The organism is Pseudoalteromonas sp. MBR-15 (assembly GCF_053628915.1).
In genome coordinates this window covers 13,366-32,932 of record NZ_JBRJHH010000005.1, presented here as the reverse complement: position 1 = coordinate 32,932, position 19,567 = coordinate 13,366, and the positions used below count along the sequence as shown (strand labels likewise).

The window sequence follows — 19,567 nt, the reverse complement described above, 5'->3', positions numbered from 1 at the left end:
AACACATGTCGCAAAAATTTAATGTTGCTGTCTTAGGCGCCACAGGTTTAGTGGGTCGTCAAATTATCGAAACTTTAGAAGATCGTAAATTTCCGGTTGGCGAGTTGTTCTTGCTTGCGAGTAGCCGCAGTGCGGGTGAGGAAATACAATTCCGTGATGAATCGATTGAAGTACTCGACGTAGAAGGGTTTGACTTTAGCCAGGCACACATAGGTTTATTTTCAGCTGGGGGAAATGTTTCTGAAAAGTACGCCCCCATTGCTGCAGACGCAGGGTGTGTGGTGATTGATAATACCTCGCATTTTCGCAATGACTTCGATGTACCATTAGTGATACCTGAAGTGAATGCATCGAGCTTAGCGGATTTTAGAAACCGCAATATCATTGCAAATCCTAACTGTTCAACTATTCAAATGTTGGTCGCGTTAAAGCCTATTTACGATGCATACGGTATTGACCGTATTAATGTATCGACTTATCAGGCTGTGTCGGGTGCGGGCAAAGAGGCCGTTGATGAACTTGCTAAGCAAACCGCTAACCTAATGAATGCGCGTCCAATGGATAATGCTGTTTTTCCTAAGCAGATTGCCTTTAACGTCATCCCACAAATCGATACTTTTGAAGACAACGGTTATACCCGTGAAGAAATGAAAATGGTGAACGAGACACAAAAAATCTTAGGTGACACGAGTGTCGTGGTAAACCCAACGTGTGTTCGTGTTCCGGTTTTCTTTGGTCACAGTGAAGCGATTAATATTGAGACACGTATGCCAGTTGATCTTGAGCATGTAAAACAGTTACTGAATGATGCACCGGGTGTAGAACTGATTGATGACTTGGGTGATTACCCAACAGCGGTATCTGATGCAAGTGGTAATGACACTGTGTATGTTGGTCGTTTACGTGCAGACATTTCTCATCCACACGGCTTAAACATGTGGGTAGTGAGTGACAACACGCGTAAAGGGGCTGCAACGAACAGTGTGCAAATCGCTGAAGAGCTAATTGCAAACTACCTTTAAATCTGATGATTTTGACTGAGTCATTCAGTAAAGAGAGCGGCTAATTGCCGCTTTTTTTATGTTTTCAGTGCCAAATTATTGCCGCATACGCTGTAAAAGCGTATAAACTTAACATAACAATAAAAAAGTCTCTCAGCCGCTAATATTTAAGCTATTTACTATCAAAGTGTTGCAATAGATATTGCTCACCAACTGGTTTATAGTTTGCAGCTGGAATAGAGCTTGCAAGAAAGCATAATTAAGAATCAATTCTGCAAGAATTACTTGATGTTTAAGCAACCAACGTTGCTGCGTTAACATTTAAAACATAAAGGATCAGCATGCGCGGTTTAGCAACACTCTTCATATTAGCGTCTGCCTTGGTGGTAACACCGACTTACTCTGATGAAGGCTCCACTCTTAAAGGCCCTAAAGGCGTCGATTATGGTGCGCAGGGGCGATCAATTGGTCCGATAAAACCGACTGATACTCTGTGGCGTATTGCCGCTAAAATTCGACCTGATAACTCTGTAAGCATTTATCAGGTTATGCAAGCATTGTACGACAAAAACCCGTCATCGTTTTTAGATCAAAACCTGAATCACATGCGTGATGGCGCGTATCTTAAAATTCCTACTATTGCAGAAATGCGTGCTGTTAACCCGACCCTAGCGAAAGCCCGATCTGAGCAAGACGATGAGCTGTGGGAGAAAAAGAAAAATGGCACATTAACAGTCGCCGAAATAAACGAATCGCAAAAAAAGGTGACGCAAGCTCGTAAAGTCGATTTAGACGAAGCAAAGCAAGAGCTTAAACAAGAAATAAACACAATCAAAACTGAGCAAGGCACGCAGCTTGTTGAATTGCAAAAGCAATTTAAAACATCGGTCGATAATGTTGAAGAAATTCTTGCCGAAAATAATAAGTTAAAACAACAGCTAACAGGTATTTCGAAAGAGCTAGAAACAGTTCGTGACCAACTCGGACAAGACAGTGAAATTCAAAAGCAACTTAAAGAGTTAATTGCCAAACAGAATGAGATTATAGAGCAGCAAAAAGCAAAAAAGATTGAAGAGGACAGTGGGCTTAACGTGTCGTCAATTTTAAGCAACCCATTTGTTCTCGGTGCTTTAATGTTCATTCCTGCGTTACTTATTATTGCGGCAGTTGTGTTGTTTTTGAAAAAAAGAAATAACAACGAGCCAGAAGCCAGCGATGACGATGAGTTTCTACCACAAAGCCCAACTTACACTGAAAATGATGAGTTAGACCCTCTAGTCGATAATGATCCGCTTATTCCTGACCCCGTTGAAGATAACGATGATCTGAGTGTTCGCTTAGATGATGACTTAGACCAAGATATGCTGCCAGATGATGACATTATCTTTGATGACAGTATTGATGATAGTTTTGACGACGATGACAGTGTTTTAAATCAAGATGAACTCGAAGGGCTTTTAAGTGACGATATTGTGTTTAATGATGAGTCAGAAGGCAGTGAAGATGATGATTTAGACGCATTTTTACAGCAAGATTTTGATCAATCTGATGACGACAGCTTAGGCGATGAAATTGATTTAGAAGGTGAACAATCACAAGTCGACTCTTCAGGCGATATTTTAAGTGCGGATGATATTGATGATCTATTCGCCAGCGACAACACCGATGATTCGCAAGACAGCAACAAAAACGATGATATGGCGGCATTAAGTGAAGAGCTTGCCGAAGACGATTTTGATATTGACAGCCTAATTGACGAGCAAAACGATACTACCAGCTCAGAGCAAAATGAAGATGTTAATTTAGATGACATTGACGACTTACTCGATGAAGCGGACGAGACCCCTGTAGGCACTATTGATGCTGAATTAATCGATGAAGATGACTTTGATATCGATAGCTTAATTGATGACGTGCAAACGGATGAACAGCCAGCACACACACCGAACACAGTGGAAGATGAATCGGTCGATGCTGACGATATTGATGCTTTATTAGATGAAGCGAGTGATGATGATGCGCTAGATGTTGATGACATTGACTCACTACTTGATGACGTTGCAATGGATGAAGCTGCAACCGAACAAGCACTCAGTGAAGAGCCTGAAGTTGAAGAGCTAGTTGATGAAGATGAACTAGACGATGCACTCGATGTTGACGACATTGACTCATTACTTGATGACGTTGCAATGGATGAAGCCGCAACAGAACAAACTCTCAGTGAAGAGCCTGAAGAGGATGACCAGCCTCAAGTTGACGAGCTAGTTGATGAAAACGCGCTAGTTGACGAAGATGAACTAGACGATGCACTCGATGTTGATGACATTGACTCACTCCTTGATGACGTTGCAATGGATGAAGCTGCAACAGATGAAGCCTCAACTGATGAAGCTGCAACCGAACAAGCACTCAGTGAAGAGCCTGAAGAGGATGACCAGCCTCAAGTTGACGACCAACCTCAAGTTGACGAGCTAGTTGATGAAGATGCGTTGGTTGATGAAAATGAGCCTGTTGACGAAGACGTGCTAGACGATGCACTTGATGTTGACGACATTGACTCACTACTTGATGAGGTTGCAACGGATGAAGCTGCAATTGAAGACGCACAGAGTGAAGAGCCATTAGTCGATGAAGAACCTGAGTTCGATGAACAAGTTGATGAAAATGAGCTTGATGACGCGCTTGATATTGACGACATTGATTCATTACTTGATGAAGTCGAAACCGATCAAGATGAAGCCGATGAAGAGACAGGCGTCGATACACTTAATGATGAAGATGAGTTAGATGATTCACTGATTACTGAAGACGATGATCTCGATGATATTGATGAACTCATTCAAGAAGCAAATGAGCTTAAGCAAGAGACAGAAGCGCAAATCTCTGACCTATCGAACGAAGAAGACAACAACGCGCAGCATAACGAAAATCTACAAGACTCATTAGCTGATCTTGCTGATGCTGATCAAGCTATTGATGACATGAATGTAGAATCAGTGGCATCTGAATTAGTTGATAGCACAGAAGAAGTAGACATTGATGAAGCTCTGCATCAGGAATTTAATGAAGACAGTGATGAGCTGTTAGACGAAGATGACCGCTTAGATGAATATGATGATCCGGCATTAAAAAGTGTTGATGAACTGCTCAACGAAATCGGTGAAGACGAAGACTATGTTGCCCCACCAGATTGGTCTATTGATGAACCCGAGCAGGACTTTGAAGAGGTCGAAATTGATTTAGGTGACGACCCGCTTGCCGAGGACGAGTTAACCGATGAATTTGATTTAGACATTGAAGACGAACCTTTAACGCAAGATACGGTGACACCAAGCCAAGAACTGGAGGAATACCCAGAACTTGAGCTAGATGAAGCAGGTTTTGAGTTAGATGATAATGACACAGAGCTCAAAAACGAAGATACGATAAAGCCGAGCCAAGCAGAGCAAGATCTAGCTAACTCACTCGCAGGTGGCAATGAACTTGACCAGCTTGAAGATGATTTTGATGATGATCTTTTGCTCGATAATGAATTCACTGAAGCTGATGCATTTGAGCCTGAAAGCGACTCTGCTGAACTTGAAAATAAAGTAACAGTAGATGACTCGCTACCAGAGCTTGATGATTTACAAGAGTTTGAGTTAGAAGACTCTGAACTAGAAAGTGTTGCAGATAATGCGCAAACACTGGCTGATATTGAATCTACGCTTGCGGATAGTGACGGTATCGGTGAGCTTTCAGATGATGAAATCGATGATGATTTTATGGCAGATCTGACGCAAACAGATTTTGATGCATTGCTTAATGAGCTCGCCGAACCGGATGAAACAGACATAACGGATGCCAGTGAATTCGACGTTGATTTCAATGCACTGTTAAATGAAGACCTGCAAGTTGAAGCCGCAGACGAAAGTGACTTTTCAACTGATATTGAACCCTCAGATGAACAAGCCTCTAAGCAAACAGACGATGAGTTTGTTGATATAGATTCATTGCTTGAACAGAGTGATGATGAAGCGCTTGATTTTGAACCATATGACGATGTTGATATGGATGTGGGTCTTAGCGATTTTAATGACTTGCTTGCAGGTGATAACCCTACAGATGTTGATGCTGAAAGTGGGGGCTACTCTGCCAAGCTTGATTTAGCGCGAGCGTATATCGAAATAGATGATTTTGATTCTGCGTTAGAGGCAATTGAAGATGTGATTGCCAATGGCCCAGAAGAAGTACAAGAAGAGGCGCTATCTTTAAAAGCTAAAATTAAGTCATAAAGTATTAAAGTAAAAAAACCGAGCTTAGTCGCTCGGTTTTTTGTATTTAATCTAGGGTGTTACCTATCTTGTAAACGACGAGCCTTGAAATCAGACTCGGCTTTCCATTTTGGCCAATCACCGTTATCAGCAAGTTTGGCTGCAATATTAACAATCAGTTCAATGTCTTGTTTCACACCGCCCATTGACCATTGCGGCGAATAGTCGTCAGCTTCTTTATGGTATTTATGAGCAATATAGTCGGGGTCTGTATCGCCTAAGCTCATAAATAACAAACTTGGCACACCTTGTTTAGCCAATGAAAAATGATCTGAGCGGAAGAACAAGCCATTCTGTGGTCTTGGATCCATCTTTACGTGACGTCCTTGTGACTGTGCTGCCTCAGCTAGGTAGTCTTCCATTTCAGACATGCCTTTGCCGTATTGTAAAATGTAGTCAACGCCATCAAGTACGTTCATACCATCGATATTAAGCAGTGCCACCATTTGTTTGGTGGGGGCAATTTCACCGGTAGCGAATTGCTCTGAACCAATTAGCCCCGTTTCTTCTGCGGTGAAATTTGCGAAGATTATTGAACGTTTGAATGGCTTTTTCTTATGCATTTCACTCAAAATGCGGGCAATTTCAATAGTGGCTGCGGTGCCTGAAGCGTTATCGACAGCACCATTATAAATCTTCAGCCCCTCTTCGGTTTGCTTCGTACCAAAATGATCCCAGTGAGCGCCAATAACGATGTATTCATCAGGTGTTTCACTGCCTTCAAGTGTTGCTACAACATTATGCGATTGTGCTTGGGAGATATCACTTTTCAATGTCAGCTCCGCTTTCACTTTTAAATCAAGCGGCTTAAAATCAGCTTTTAATGCGTTGGCTTTTTCGGTTTGATAATCAAAGCCTGCTTGAGCAAAAATTTCATTTGCGGCCTGCTCATCAATCCATCCCATGACAGGAATGTCTGATGCATTATTGTCTTGGTCGATAAGTGTATATTTACTGCCTGTGTTCGAGCTTTCAACAACTCCCCAAGGGTAAGCGGCTGGTGCTGTTTCGTGCACGATAAACACGGCTTTTGCACCTTGGCGTGCACCTTCTTCGTATTTGTAAGTCCAACGACCATAATAGGTCATGGCATTGCCTGTAAATAGCGTGTCGTCTTGAGTCGCAAATCCTGGGTCATTGACAAGTACAATAACTGTTTTGTCTTTTACATCAATGTCAGCAAAGTCATCCCAGTTATACTCTGGGGCATTAATACCATAGCCAACAAACACCACGTCAGAGCCAGCAATATTGATCTCTGGATTAATTTGTTGCGTGCGTGCGGTAAAATCACTGCCAGCATTAAAGCTTAACTCGCCAACCTTTAGCGTCATATTCTGATCAGGCGTGAGTTTTGCCATTGTCACTGGCTGTAAAAAATTGCCATTAAAACTGCCCGTTAAGCCTAGCTTTTTGTATTCGTCAGCTAAGTAGTTAATGGTCAGAGTTTCGCCTTCTGTGAGTGGACCACGGCCTAAAAACTCATCAGAGGCAAGCGTTTTAATGTGTGAACGTACTTTGTCAATGTTGACGGTTTCAAGCGTGGATGTGCTTAGTTTATCAGTGCTTGCTTCATCAGCGCTTGGGGTTGGTTGCTCAGAGCAACCGAATAAACCCACGGCAAGCGCTAAACTTGCGTATTTAAGGTAAGTTGTCATAGTTTTTCTGGTTGATTGTACAGAGTTTCACTATATGGGACGAGAAGAGGGCTGTCCAGAAAGACGCTACAAACAACTGATTATTCAGGATGAGTAGATAATCATTCAATTTTCAGCCATGAAAAATTTACCACCAGGTTTTGTTTATCGCAGGATCTTGAATACTGAATACCTCGCCAATTAGTGGGGTGCTTAGCGAGACATGCTCTTGTACAGCCTTTTTAGTCACGCGGTTGAGTGGTTCATACCAGGTGTGAAATGCTAAATCGAATGTGCCATTATGCACTGGGACCATGATATTTCCGTGTAAATCTAAATGCGCTTGAACAGATTGCTCTGGTGTCATGTGAATATTCGACCACTCTTGGTCGTAAGCCCCAGTTTCAATAAAGGTAATATCAAATGGCCCATAGCGTTTGCCAATTTCTTTAAAGCCCGCGAAATAACCAGAGTCACCACTAAAATAAAAGCGTTTGTCTTTTACTTTTATAGCCCATGAGCCCCACAGTGTTTTGTTTCTATCCGTTAAGCCTCTGCCTGAAAAGTGCTGTGTGGGTGTAAAAACGATTTGGCTGTTTGTAGTCGTATGGTCTTGCCACCAATCAAAGCTAAGCACTTTTTGCTTTTTTACTCCCCATTTTATGAGTTCATTTTCTACACCGAGCGGAACATAAAAAGAGTCGGTTTTGTCGGCCAGTTGCTTGATAGCTGCTTTATCTAAATGATCATAATGGTTGTGCGAGATAAAAACCTTCGCAATGTGAGGTAACTGTTCAATGCGTATTGGCGTAGGTTGAAAACGCTTTGGTCCCATAAACGAAAATGGCGAAGCTCGCTCGGAAAATACAGGATCAAACAGCCAAAATTCACCATACACTTTAGCTAAAATTGATGAGTGGCCCAGTTTCACAAAATGGACGCTGTCATTCGATAAAGACGCAAGCTGCTGTGTTGATAAAGCATACATAGGCAGTTCGTGTTTGGGTTCTGCATCAATTTTCTTTTCTGTCATGAAACGTATGAAGATTCCCAGCGTTTTTCTAAAACCAGGCTGCTCAACCTTTGCATTATTATAGAAGGTGCCATCTACTAATTGAGCTGAGTGACTGTCATCACTTACGCCTTCAGCGGCAATTTGATTATTCATAATTAACACGCCGACCATGAAGCATACTGTGGCGATTACGAGCCATCTTAGAAATTTCATATCGTTACCATAAGTAAACTGAGTAGTGTAGTTTTTCATTGTTTGCTTTAAAAGTAAACTATCTAGTGCATTTTTTATTTTTGCGTTACACTATTGATGTCATGGGGGAAGTACATGAAATTATCACAAAGAAAACGACTCGATATTTTGAATGCAGCTGAAACGTTGTTTTTTCAACAAGGTTTTGAACAGACGAGTATGGATCAGGTTGCAAGCTTAGCGGGCGCTTCTAAACGCACTGTTTATAATCATTTTGAAAATAAAGGTGTGCTGTTTCAGGCTATTCTGGTGTTTATGTTTGAAAAAGTGCGTCAAGAAAAAGCCGTTGTTTTTAATAAGCAGCACCCGATTGCAGAGCAGTTAACACAAATTGCTGTGCAAGAGGTGGCTTTGCTTACCTCGGAAGAGTTTTTAAGAATAGCGAAAGTGGCTTTTATGCAAATGCTCCAACAGCCCGATTTAGCTAAATCGCTCGCCAACAACAGTATGGGTTGCATGCAAGATTTAGTGGCTTTTTTAGAGGCGGCCAGTGACGCGCATGTGTTACATATTGACGATGCTGAATTTGCGGCTAAACAGTTTGTGTATCAATTAAAATCGCTGATCTTTTATCCTCTTTTGTATGGATTTGAGCGCCAAAATGGCGACACAGAAGAGAAAGTGATTAGCGAAACCGTGAAAATGTTTTTAGCGCGTTATCAACGATAGTATTTCTGATGAAAACGGCAATTGTAGTATTAGGCGCTCCAAATAAACCTGACGGCAGATTATCTGTTATTGCAAAAGCACGCTGTGATAAAGCCTACGCCGTTTTTCGCGATCATCAACATGCAAGTCTATTGTGTACAGGTGGCTTTGGCAGCTTTAATAAAAGTGCGTATCCGCATGGCGAATTAACCAAGCGTTATTTAGTTAAACAAGGTATTCCAGTATCTCGCTTTTTGGCGCATGCCCCAAGCCGTTTTACCTTTGAAGATGCGACACTTGCACAGCCTATTTTAGACCGTGCAGAGATTAAAAAAGTACTATTAGTCAGCTCTGAGTTTCATATTGAACGTGTTCATTATGTTTTTCGACACATTATGCCTTTGATGGAATTTGAGTGTGTGCCTGCAGTCACGCCTTTACCAGCTGAGGAGCTTGCTTTGTTACGTGCTCATGAACAGCAGGCAATGTTAAGAGAAGAGCAAAATATTTTAAGCTACAAAAAAGCCGCGCTATAAAATTTTATAGCGCGGCTTTTAAATGTTTAATAAGAAGTGTTATTTAACTTCTTTACCTGCTGCCTGTTGATCAGCATGGTAGCTTGAGCGAACAAATGGGCCACATGCAGCATGTGTGAAGCCAATTTCGTCAGCATAAGCTTTTAAGCCATCAAACTCGGCTGGTGGCACGTAGCGTTTAACCGGTAAGTGGTGCTTTGAAGGCTGTAAGTATTGGCCTACTGTGAGCATATCTACGTTATGTTCACGTAAATCGCGTAATACTTCTTCAATCTCACTGATTTCTTCGCCTAGACCGACCATTAGGCCAGACTTTGTTTTCACTTCTGGGTGCGCTTCTTTAAAGCGACGAAGTAGCTCTAATGACCATTTATAATCAGCCCCCGGACGCGCTAGTTTGTATAATCGTGGTGCCGTTTCTAAGTTGTGGTTAAACACATCTGGCGGCGTTTCAATTAAGATATCAAGCGCTCTGTCCATACGGCCACGAAAATCAGGTACTAGAATTTCAATGGTGATATTTGGGTTATGCTTACGAATTTCACGAATACAGTCAGCAAAGTGTTGTGCACCGCCATCACGTAGGTCATCACGGTCAACAGACGTAATAACAACATAGCTTAACTTCATATCTTTAATCGTTAGAGCTAGTTTTTCTGGTTCTGCCGCATCAGGCTTTAATGGACGCCCATGCGCAACATCACAAAACGGGCAGCGACGCGTACAAATTGCACCAAGAATCATAAAGGTTGCTGTACCGTGATTAAAGCATTCTGATAGGTTAGGGCACGATGCTTCTTCACACACAGAGTGTAAGCCGTGTTTACGCATGGCACTTTTAATACCATCAATACGCTCTGTTGATTTTGGTAAACGAATTTTAAGCCATTCTGGCTTACGTAACATTTCGTTTTTTTCTGTTGGTAAAACTTTCACTGGGATCAGCGCCATTTTCTCAGCATCACGCAGTTTTACGCCTGGTTCCATTTTGACTGGTTTATTCATTCGTTTTCAAACCCTTCAGTGTGCTTAACCACAGTAGCATTAAGCTTTTTAATCATGTGTTTAATAAGCCCTGAACCTGCTTGCTCTAGGTTCTGTGGGCCATTGAGATCGGTTGTCTGCACCATGTTCATACCAGCATAACCGCATGGATTGATACGTAAAAATGGGCTTAGGTCCATATTTACATTCAGTGCTAAACCATGGAAAGAGCAGCCGCGACGAACGCGTAAGCCTAACGATGCAACTTTACTGTCGTTAACATAAACGCCAGGTGCATCCGCCTTTGCATAGGCTTCAATATCATAATCTTTAAGTGTATCGATAATACACTCTTCCAACCAAGTGACGAGTTCACGAACGCCAATATTTAAACGGCGAAGGTTAAACAGCACGTACATCATTTGTTGACCCGGTCCGTGATAGGTCACTTGACCACCTCGGTCTACTTGAATCACTTCAATATCACCGGTGTTTAAAAGGTGCTCTGCCTTACCTGCCTGACCCTGTGTAAAAACAGGTTCGTGTTCCACAAGCCAAATTTCATCAGCTGTGTACTCATCGCGGGTATCGGTAAATGATTGCATTTTTTGCCAAATTGGCATGTAACGCTGTCGCCCTAATTGGCGAACGATTAATTCTCTCTCGCTCACGACTTACTCCGTAATCAGTCTATAGCATATGACGTACGTCATCGATGTTGCTGATCACGTTATAGATTTCTTCGATGTGCTCTTTGCTTGTTACCGTAGCAACAAGTGTGACTGACTCATAATTCCCTTTACTGCTTGGTTTGATCTTAGGTGCGTAATCGCCCGGTGCAATGGGTTGCAGCTTTTCTAGGATCTGATCTGTCAGATTTACATTAGCTAAGCCCATGATTTTAAATGTGAATGGGCAAGGGAAATCTAAATACTCGTCAAACTTAGTATCTTTTACAGGTTGAACCACGACGGTGACTCCTCAAACAATGGTCTGCTTAATAGACGTTTTCTTTGCCATTTCTTGGCGTTAAGCAAACTGGATTACGACGCACTCGACCCAGCGCGACTGATATGGGGCGCATTCTATCATTTTTCAGGCAAAAAAAAACGCCTTGCAGTGCAAGGCGTTTATAATCTTTTTTACGGGTTTACATTATTTGTAAACGTAAGTAATCGTAAATTTTGCTAAAGAAGCTACCTTCTTCCACTTCTTCTAAGGTAACAAGTGGATATTGCGCAATTTCTTCACCTTCAAGCTGTAAGAAAAGTGTGCCTACTTTAGTGCCTTTCGCCAGTGGGGCTTCTAAGGTTTTATCCAGCTCAAAGTTCGCTTTTAAGTTTTTACGTTGACCGCGTGGGATAGTAATGGGTGTATCTTCTAAAATACCTAACGATACGTTTTCTTTATTACCCATCCAAATACGTTGCTCTGCAAAACTGTCACCTGCTTTATAGGGTGTGATTGTTTCGAAGAAACGGAAACCGTAGTTAAGTAGTTTTTTACTTTCTACCTTACGTGCACGCTCGCTTTCAGTTCCCATTACAACAGCAATTAAACGCATATCATCTTTGGTTGCTGAGGTAACTAAGCTATAACCCGCTTCTGAGGTATGGCCTGTTTTAATCCCGTCTACGTTTAAGCTCTCATCCCATAACAATGAGTTACGGTTGTATTGTTTAATGCCGTTATAAGTAAATGATTTTTTTGCATAAACTTCATATTCATCAGGTACGTCACGGATAAGTGCAGCGCCTAATGTTGCCATATCACGTGGCGTGGTAAAGTGCTCGTTGGTATCTAAACCATGGCTATTAACAAAGTGACTGTTGCTCATGCCTAGTTTTTCAGCATGGGCATTCATTAAATCAGCAAATGCACTTTCGCTGCCTGCAATGTGCTCTGCCATTGCTACGCACGCATCATTTCCTGATTGGATTATGATACCGTGGTTAAGATCATCAACACTGATTTGTTTACCCACTTCGATAAACATTTTTGATGACTCTGGGAAGTTCTTTGCCCATGCTTTTTCGCTCACTGTTACCATATCGGTCGGTGAGATATTACCTGCTTTAATTTCTGTACCAATGACATAACTGGTCATCATTTTGGTCAGACTTGCTGGTGCTAGTTTTGTATCAGCTTCGCCTTCGGCAATTACTTTTCCTGTGGTGAAATCAACCAAAAAGTAACCTTTAGCATTAACTTGAGGTGGGGCGGGGATGATTTGGGCTGTTGCAGAAAATACGCTAGCAGTGCAAACAAGGCCACAAACGCCACTTAAGATTTTATATTTTATAGATTTCATCGTACTCATTAATGGTTGAAGTTAAACATGTCGCGTTAACCTATTCTAAAGGTCTTACTCACTGTAAAGCAAGAACGCGTTCTGAAATTGGTTTTGTTTTAATTTATCTAAAACGGATTGTGCTTCTGCAGCATCTTTAATTGGCCCTAGACGCAGACGATAGATCCCGTCTTTTTCAACAATGTTTGTTGGCACATGGTATTGCTGGCGAAGTTGAAACGCGAGCGCTTCGACATTAGAAAGAGTACTTCCCGCTGCAACCTGTATGTAACTTAAACGAGGGGCAGAATTTGCAAGTGTAATGGCTTCAACCTTAACACGGGCTGTACCTTGACGATAGTAGCCAAGCTTATATGCTGCAGAATAAGATAAATCGATCAGTCTATCGTCATGAAAAGGGCCGCGATCATTAACACGCACAATCACTGATTTGCCGTTATCTAAATTCGTGACGCGAGCAAAACTTGGCAGCGGCAGTGTTTTGTGAGCTGCAGTCATGGCAAACATATCGTATATTTCGCCGTTCGAAGTGTGGTAGTTGTGAAATTTTCGACCATACCAAGAAGCGATGCCTTCTTCTGAGTAGCCCGTTTCATCTAGCATGGGCGTGTAGCGCTTTCCTCTCACCTCGTAGGGGCGGCTTGCACTGGCGCTTTTGATAACAGCAGTGACCACAGCATCTTGCATTTCAAGTTCTGTCGGTGTTCGCAGTGGCGCTGCATCATGCTGCATTGCATAGCGCCCTTGTTGTGACGACGGTGAGCTACATGCGCTGAGCACAACACAGATAAGCGCGATTAAAAGGGCATTTATTAAGTGGGTCATTATTTTAACAGCATCCTTTTATCGGTGGCGATAGACATAATAATGCCAAATCCAGCCATCAGGGTCACCATAGAAGTCCCCCCGTAACTAATTAAGGGTAAGGGGACACCAACGACAGGTAATAGGCCAGAAACCATTCCTATATTCACAAACACATAGACAAAGAAAGTCAGGGTTAAGGCTCCAGCGAGTAGTTTACCAAATGCGTCTTGTGCATTTACGGCAATGTACAAGCCACGACCAATAATAAATAAATACATGCACAGCAGTAAACAAACACCAAATAGACCAAATTCTTCACTGAGTACCGAAAAGATAAAGTCAGTATGGCGTTCGGGTAAAAACTCAAGTTGCGATTGGGTCCCTTGCAACCAGCCTTTACCTTCAATTCCCCCGGAACCAATGGCTATTTTTGATTGAATAATGTGATAACCCGAGCCTAAAGGGTCACTTTCTGGGTCTAAAAAGGTGAGTACTCGCTGACGTTGATAGTCATGCATTCCGTAATGCCAAAATGGCCATGCAGCGAGTGCAACAACGGCTGAGAAAAAGCCAATTAAGCGCCAGCTTAAGCCTGATAAAAACAACACAAATATACCTGAACTGGCAATTAAGATTGACGTTCCTAGGTCTGGTTGTTCTTTAATTAAAATGGTCGGCACCATCACAATTACAAAACCAATGATTAAATGAATCGCGCGTGGTGGCAGGTGATTACGGCCAATGTACCAGGCAACCATCATTGGCACGGCTATCTTCATTAATTCGGAAGGCTGGAAACGCGTGATACCTAAATTAAGCCAACGTTGCGCTCCTTTGGAGCTGACACCAAAGAATAACACGCCAACGAGCATTAATAAGCCCAAGCAATACAGAGGAATGACCATGCTTTTTAAGGTATTCGGTGAAAACTGCGCCAGAATAAACATGCCCAGTACAGCACCAAACATACGTGTAGCATGGCGGATCATCATCGCAGAATCTTGACCACTGGCACTGTATACAATAGCAAGGCTTGCGACCATCATGAGCATGAGCGCAATCAGTAAAGGTACATCAAGATGAAGGCGCTGCCAAATCGAGCGTTTTTTATTTAATGGGATCATGGCGCATCACTTTGAGCAAGTTTTATAGGGTTAGCAGAAAAGTAGTAATCCATTAATTGGCGCGCAATTGGCGCACCAACAGTACTTCCCCCACCGGTATTTTCGACGACCACCGACACCACAATTTGTGGGTCATTATAAGGGGCAAAGCCAACATATATTGCGTTATCTCGTTGGCGTTCTTTGAGTGATTCTGCATCATATCGCTCGCCTTGAGCAATACTGACTACCTGCGCCGTTCCGGTTTTACCGGCTGGGTCATAGGTTGCACCTTTAAACGCTTTGTGTGCTGTACCGGTTACTTTATGCACTGTGTTGTGCATTGCATCGAGGGCTATTTGCCAATGATGTGGGTTTTTAAGTTGTACAGGGGGCTTTTCATCATTATTGATTTGCGTTACTTCGTTTTCTTTTTTGGCTACTTGCACAAGGTGAGGTGGATGATCAATGCCTTTATTAACCAAAATGTTAGTTGCATTGGCTATTTGCATCGGGGTCGCGGTCCAATAACCTTGTCCGATACCCACCGAGATTGTATCGCCTCGCCACCATGATTCTCTGAAACGGGCTTCTTTCCATTCTTTAGATGGCATAATTGCCGTTGTTTCTTCATGAATATCAATACCAGAGAGCTCGCCAAAGCCAAATTGAGTCATAAAGTCACTGATTTTAGTGATGCCTAGTCGGTAGGCAACATCGTAAAAGTAGGTATCACATGACTCCTCAATCGCTTTGTAAACATCGACATGACCATGGCCCCAACGTCTCCAGTCACGCCATTTGTGTTCAACATTCGGAATTTGGAAAAAGCCCGGATCCCACATCTGTGTTTGTTCTGTTACCAAACCTTCTTCGAGGGCTAAAATGGCCATATGGGGCTTAACCGTCGATGCCGGAGCATAGCGACCCTGCGTAGTACGGTTAATAAGTGGGCGGTCTGGATTTAATAATTCTTTGTAGTTTTTACTGCTAATGCCATGCACAAATAAGTTTGGGTCATAACTTGGGTTTGAATACATTGCCAGCACGCCCCCATCTTTTGCATCAAGCACGACCACTGCGCCACGCATGTCTTTTAAGGCATGCTGGGCTATTTGTTGCAAGCCAATGTCCAAGGTTAACACTAAGTCATGGCCCGGCTCTGGCGGAGTCAGACTGAGAGTACGGATAACGCGACCACGGTTGTTTACTTCAACGCGTTGTGAGCCAACAACACCGTGTAGTAACTCTTCATAGTATTTTTCGATACCAAGCTTACCAATGTCATGAGTGGCGCGGTAATTCGTTGCTTGGTCTTCGGCTTCAAGTTTAGTGAGTTCTTTTTTGTTTAGCTTGGCAACATAACCTAAGGCATGAGTGAGTGTATCGCCATACGGGTAATAGCGTGCTAAACGCGCTTCAATACTGAACCCTGGAAATTTATGTTGGTTTACTGAAAACGTGGCTACTTCGGTTTCGTTTAACCGTGCTTTAAGCACTTGGCTTTTAAAGCGGCGATTATGTTTGATATCGTCTAAAAAGTCGGCTTTTTGTTGTTCGCTTATCGTAATTAGTTGCTCAACAGCAGCCAGTGCTTTGTCAAGATCATCAACTTCTTCAGGAATGACTTCAAGGTTGTAAACGGGCTTGTTCTCGGCAAGTAACACCCCATTTCTGTCGTAAATCAAGCCTCTATTAGGCGCAATTGGTATTACTTTTATGCGGTTGTCGTTTGAACGTGTTTGATAGTCTTGGTGATCAATAACCTGAATGTTATATAAATTTGATAACAAGACACCAATAAGCAGGGTAACAAACACAAAACCCACAAATGCTCGACGGGCAAATAAATTTGCTTCAGCCGAGTGGTCTCGAATGGTGGGTCTGTGTTTTCGCATGGGCTTTACTACTCGCGATGATAAGGGTGGTTGTTATTTAAGCTCCAGCCACGATAAAGGCTTTCAGCAACAATAATACGCACCAAAGGATGCGGTAGCGTTAGGTTCGATAAAGACCATTTTTGCTCTGAGGCTGCTATACACTCAGGTGCAAGCCCTTCAGGACCGCCAATCAGTAGGCTGACATCTCGGCCATCAAGCTGCCATTTTTCCATACTTTTAGCGAGCTGATGCGTATCCATCGGCTTACCGGTTACTTCAAGTGTAACAATGCGGTTTCCTTTGGGGATAGCCGCCAATGTCTTTTCACCTTCAAGTTGTAAAATACGTTTGATATCCGCATTTTTACCACGCTTTCCTGCTGGGATTTCAATGAGTTCTAACGGCATATCACGCGGAAACCGGCGTTGATATTCCGTAAACCCTGTTTCTACCCATGCTGGCATTTTCGTGCCAACGGCAATCAATTGTATCTTCAAAATGCTTTACCTATGTCCTTGCTAAGGGTTAACCCCAAAGTTTTTCTAGATCATAGAAGTCGCGAGTTTGGTCTTGCATTACATGCACAACCACATCACCCAGGTCTACCAGTACCCATTCACCTTCATTTTGGCCTTCGTACCCGAGTGGCTCTTCACCAGCATGGCGTGCTTCTTTCGCGACATGATCAGCAATAGACTGAACGTGGCGTTTAGAATTACCTGAACACACCACCATGTAGTCAGTAATGTCAGATTTTCCACGAACATCAAGTTGTACCACGTCACGGGCTTTCATATCGTCGACTTTATCAAGGGCAAATGCGAGTAGTTGTTTAGAATCCAAAGTGTTTTCTCAAAAGTAAATAATCGTAATGTGTTATTTTATCACGCAGATAGTATTTATTCATCTGTTTGGTAAAGATGATGCTGCGCAATGTATTGACTGACGCTAGCGGGTAAAAGTTCCGCGGCCTGATCATTTAAATATAATTGTTTTCGAATCTGACTCGATGCAGCATCTACTTGTAAGCCATTTAAAAAGAATAACTTGCCAGCAGGTGATTGTTTTAGTTGCGCGAGTTTGTCAGTCAACGCATCGGCTTTGTAAGCGGCCAGTTCACCCTCAACATGGCATATTTGGCCAGGGCGCTGATACACCACGATATGGCACAGTGTGACTATTTCTTGCCATTGATACCATTTATCTAAGTTATTAAACGAATCCATGCCGATTAAAAACAGAATAGGGGCGGTCGGGTGTTCGCTGCGAAGCTCTTTTAAGCTCAGTAATGAATACGATGCACCGCTGCGGTTAAGCTCTCTGTAGTCGATGGCAAATTGCGGGTTAGACGCTATCGCAAGCTTGAGCATATTAATCCGATGCTCGTCGCTTATCCCCGGTTTTGCTTTATGAGCGGGGATAGCGCAAGGCATAAAATAGAGGGTATTCAATTGGCACTGTTTAACACACTGTTCAGCCATATTTAAATGGCCTAAGTGAATGGGATCAAACGTGCCACCGAAAATAGCAATCATCAGTTACGACTCTCAGTCAGAATGTGGATGACAAGGTAAGGGGATTGATAACGGCTGACAAAACACTAAACAAATATGAGTCAACGCTTGATAAGGGGCAATTAAGTTACCTTGTTTGTAAGCGGCATCAAATTGAGCGAGTTGTTTAATTATTTGCTCAAGTACTTTGCTGTTTAAACGATTCAGCGCGTGTTGGATTGTCGCTTGTTGATTCTTCCAAATATTAAACTGCTTGTATAAGTCAGTCATATTGGCGCCCGTTAGTCTGGCATGCTGCATAGCAAGTAGGTTGCTGGCTTCTTTATTAATAGCCCAAAAAATACTCATGGCTTCGGTATTATCCGCAGCGAGTTTGGTCATGACTTTGACTGCTTGCTCAGCGTGACCTTTGAGTAATGCATCGCTCAAATCGAAAATATCAAACTTTGATTGATTGAGCAGCCCTTGCATCACGGCTTGTTGGTCAACTAGGTCACTGCCATAAAGCAGTGAGAGCTTTTCAAGCTCTTGATGACACGCAAGCAGGTTGCCTTCAGTTGCTTCTATGAGGCTTTGTTTAGCATTGTTATGCAGGTTTAAATTTAAACGATAACATTGCTCATCTAACCAGCGGGTTAGGTGATTGCCTGTTAGCGGATAACAAGGCACAAAGATGCCTTGTTTATCGAGTGCTTTAAACCAAGCGCTACGCTGGATATCTTGGCTGGCTTTGGCGCCTTTTAACACTAAAATAGTGTCATCATTGACCAGCTCAGTAAGCTGTTTAAATATTTGACTGCCCGTGCTGCCCGGTTTTTGCTCGTTTAAATCAAATTCAATCAGGGTGCGTGCACTGAACAGTGACATACTTTGATATTGAGCAATAATCTCTTGCCAATCAATGCCCTGCATCAATGTGAATTTGATGACTTCGTCAAAACCGTGCTGTTTAGCTGCTTGACGTATCTGTGATACGCATTCCGCTATTTGGTAGGGCTCCTCACCAAACACCATGTAGAAAGGGGCGAGGCCTTTTTTTAGTTGGCTGGTGAGTTGATTCGCATAACAACGCATTACAGTTGCGATAACTCTCTAACAATACGGCGGCTTGCTTGCTTTCTGATTTCACTCAGCAGCAGCTCAAGTTCTTTGGCTTTTGCAAGTGCGTTATCAGGATCGTCTTGATAGTTACGATACAGCTCAAAACGTTGGTTAACTGCTTCTTGGCCTGGGCGTTTAAGGGTGTAACTGACACTATAAGCAAGCTCATATTCTGCGACCTGACCATTATCAAATAACGACAATATTTGACGCTCTAAGCGGTCTTTGTGAATAGTGAGCTCAGGCGTTGAACTGTCGCCGTGGTCAAATTCTACTTTACTGGCTATTAGCTCTTTTTCGACTAACTCGAACAGAGTTGATTTTTCGTCATCTCCAATCAGCGAGATCACCTTTAAGTCATCCGGTAAGTTAGAGGCTTTCTTTAAATGAAAGCCACAGCTTGTTACCAGTAAACAGACTAGCACTAAAGCTAGTCTGTTTTTCAGTGCATGAAGCGCTGCCATC

General features: G+C 42.6%; 18 protein-coding genes. 4 read left to right on the top strand and 14 right to left on the bottom strand.

Annotated elements, in window-relative coordinates; all coding sequences use genetic code 11:
* Nucleotides 1-5: 5 nt before the first annotated feature.
* Both ACSSVW_RS08315 and ACSSVW_RS08310 read left to right on the top strand, forming a co-directional pair.
* Nucleotides 6-1,022, top strand: a complete 1,017-nt coding sequence (locus ACSSVW_RS08315) for an aspartate-semialdehyde dehydrogenase (protein ID WP_454179138.1) — start codon at nucleotides 6-8, stop codon at nucleotides 1,020-1,022.
* Nucleotides 1,023-1,342: 320 nt separating this feature from the next.
* The gene (locus ACSSVW_RS08310) at nucleotides 1,343-5,275 is read left to right on the top strand and encodes a FimV/HubP family polar landmark protein (RefSeq protein ID WP_454179137.1); all 3,933 of its coding nucleotides are present in this window, start codon (nucleotides 1,343-1,345) and stop codon (nucleotides 5,273-5,275) included.
* Between the two features lie 59 nt (nucleotides 5,276-5,334).
* Here ACSSVW_RS08310 and ACSSVW_RS08305 read toward each other — a convergent pair whose 3' ends face one another.
* Together ACSSVW_RS08305 and ACSSVW_RS08300 are read right to left on the bottom strand one after the other, a co-directional pair.
* Nucleotides 5,335-6,972 (bottom strand): M28 family metallopeptidase, encoded by a 1,638-nt coding sequence (locus ACSSVW_RS08305; RefSeq protein WP_454179136.1) that lies wholly within the window; start codon nucleotides 6,970-6,972, stop codon nucleotides 5,335-5,337.
* A 127-nt stretch (nucleotides 6,973-7,099) separates the two neighbouring features.
* Nucleotides 7,100-8,179 (bottom strand): MBL fold metallo-hydrolase, encoded by a 1,080-nt coding sequence (locus tag ACSSVW_RS08300; RefSeq protein ID WP_454179135.1) that lies wholly within the window; start codon nucleotides 8,177-8,179, stop codon nucleotides 7,100-7,102.
* Between the two features lie 114 nt (nucleotides 8,180-8,293).
* On the opposite strand from ACSSVW_RS08300, the gene ACSSVW_RS08295 reads away from it, so the two are divergent.
* Nucleotides 8,294-8,887 (top strand): TetR/AcrR family transcriptional regulator, encoded by a 594-nt coding sequence (locus tag ACSSVW_RS08295; protein ID WP_454179134.1) that lies wholly within the window; start codon nucleotides 8,294-8,296, stop codon nucleotides 8,885-8,887.
* 8 nt (nucleotides 8,888-8,895) lie between these two features.
* On the top strand, nucleotides 8,896-9,402 hold the full coding sequence (locus ACSSVW_RS08290; protein ID WP_454179133.1) for a YdcF family protein: 507 nt from the start codon (nucleotides 8,896-8,898) through the stop codon (nucleotides 9,400-9,402).
* 39 nt (nucleotides 9,403-9,441) lie between these two features.
* Here the strand turns inward: ACSSVW_RS08290 and lipA are convergent, their stop codons facing one another.
* From lipA to ACSSVW_RS08230, 12 genes are all read right to left on the bottom strand, one after another.
* Complete coding sequence (gene lipA / locus ACSSVW_RS08285) at nucleotides 9,442-10,407, bottom strand: lipoyl synthase (RefSeq protein WP_036967331.1); 966 nt, start codon at nucleotides 10,405-10,407, stop codon at nucleotides 9,442-9,444.
* The gene (lipB, locus tag ACSSVW_RS08280; RefSeq protein WP_454179132.1) at nucleotides 10,404-11,057 is read right to left on the bottom strand and encodes a lipoyl(octanoyl) transferase LipB; all 654 of its coding nucleotides are present in this window, start codon (nucleotides 11,055-11,057) and stop codon (nucleotides 10,404-10,406) included. The genes lipA and lipB overlap by 4 nt, the downstream gene beginning before the upstream one ends.
* 19 nt (nucleotides 11,058-11,076) lie before the next feature.
* Nucleotides 11,077-11,355, bottom strand: coding sequence for a DUF493 family protein YbeD (ybeD, locus tag ACSSVW_RS08275; RefSeq protein ID WP_036967336.1), 279 nt, complete (start codon nucleotides 11,353-11,355; stop codon nucleotides 11,077-11,079).
* A 181-nt stretch (nucleotides 11,356-11,536) separates the two neighbouring features.
* The gene (locus tag ACSSVW_RS08270; protein ID WP_036967339.1) at nucleotides 11,537-12,697 is read right to left on the bottom strand and encodes a serine hydrolase; all 1,161 of its coding nucleotides are present in this window, start codon (nucleotides 12,695-12,697) and stop codon (nucleotides 11,537-11,539) included.
* A 54-nt stretch (nucleotides 12,698-12,751) separates the two neighbouring features.
* Nucleotides 12,752-13,522, bottom strand: coding sequence for a septal ring lytic transglycosylase RlpA family protein (locus tag ACSSVW_RS08265; RefSeq protein ID WP_036967342.1), 771 nt, complete (start codon nucleotides 13,520-13,522; stop codon nucleotides 12,752-12,754).
* Nucleotides 13,522-14,628: a rod shape-determining protein RodA gene (rodA, locus tag ACSSVW_RS08260; protein ID WP_036967346.1), complete on the bottom strand. Its 1,107-nt coding sequence runs from the start codon at nucleotides 14,626-14,628 to the stop codon at nucleotides 13,522-13,524. Before rodA ends, ACSSVW_RS08265 begins: the two co-directional genes overlap by 1 nt.
* Nucleotides 14,625-16,505, bottom strand: a complete 1,881-nt coding sequence (mrdA, locus tag ACSSVW_RS08255) for a penicillin-binding protein 2 (RefSeq protein WP_036967349.1) — start codon at nucleotides 16,503-16,505, stop codon at nucleotides 14,625-14,627. The genes rodA and mrdA overlap by 4 nt, the downstream gene beginning before the upstream one ends.
* 8 nt (nucleotides 16,506-16,513) lie before the next feature.
* Nucleotides 16,514-16,984: a 23S rRNA (pseudouridine(1915)-N(3))-methyltransferase RlmH gene (gene rlmH, locus ACSSVW_RS08250; RefSeq protein WP_036967350.1), complete on the bottom strand. Its 471-nt coding sequence runs from the start codon at nucleotides 16,982-16,984 to the stop codon at nucleotides 16,514-16,516.
* A 28-nt stretch (nucleotides 16,985-17,012) separates the two neighbouring features.
* Complete coding sequence (gene rsfS, locus ACSSVW_RS08245) at nucleotides 17,013-17,330, bottom strand: ribosome silencing factor (protein ID WP_036967352.1); 318 nt, start codon at nucleotides 17,328-17,330, stop codon at nucleotides 17,013-17,015.
* 56 nt (nucleotides 17,331-17,386) lie between these two features.
* Nucleotides 17,387-18,022, bottom strand: coding sequence for a nicotinate-nucleotide adenylyltransferase (gene nadD / locus ACSSVW_RS08240; protein ID WP_036967354.1), 636 nt, complete (start codon nucleotides 18,020-18,022; stop codon nucleotides 17,387-17,389).
* Between the two features lie 12 nt (nucleotides 18,023-18,034).
* Nucleotides 18,035-19,075 carry a DNA polymerase III subunit delta gene (gene holA, locus ACSSVW_RS08235; RefSeq protein WP_454179131.1) on the bottom strand — a complete coding sequence of 347 codons (1,041 nt, stop codon included), beginning with the start codon at nucleotides 19,073-19,075 and terminating at the stop codon, nucleotides 18,035-18,037.
* A complete protein-coding gene (locus tag ACSSVW_RS08230; RefSeq protein WP_074989686.1) occupies nucleotides 19,075-19,566 on the bottom strand; it encodes an LPS-assembly lipoprotein LptE in 492 nt (163 codons plus the stop codon). Before ACSSVW_RS08230 ends, holA begins: the two co-directional genes overlap by 1 nt.
* Nucleotide 19,567 lies beyond the last annotated feature (1 nt).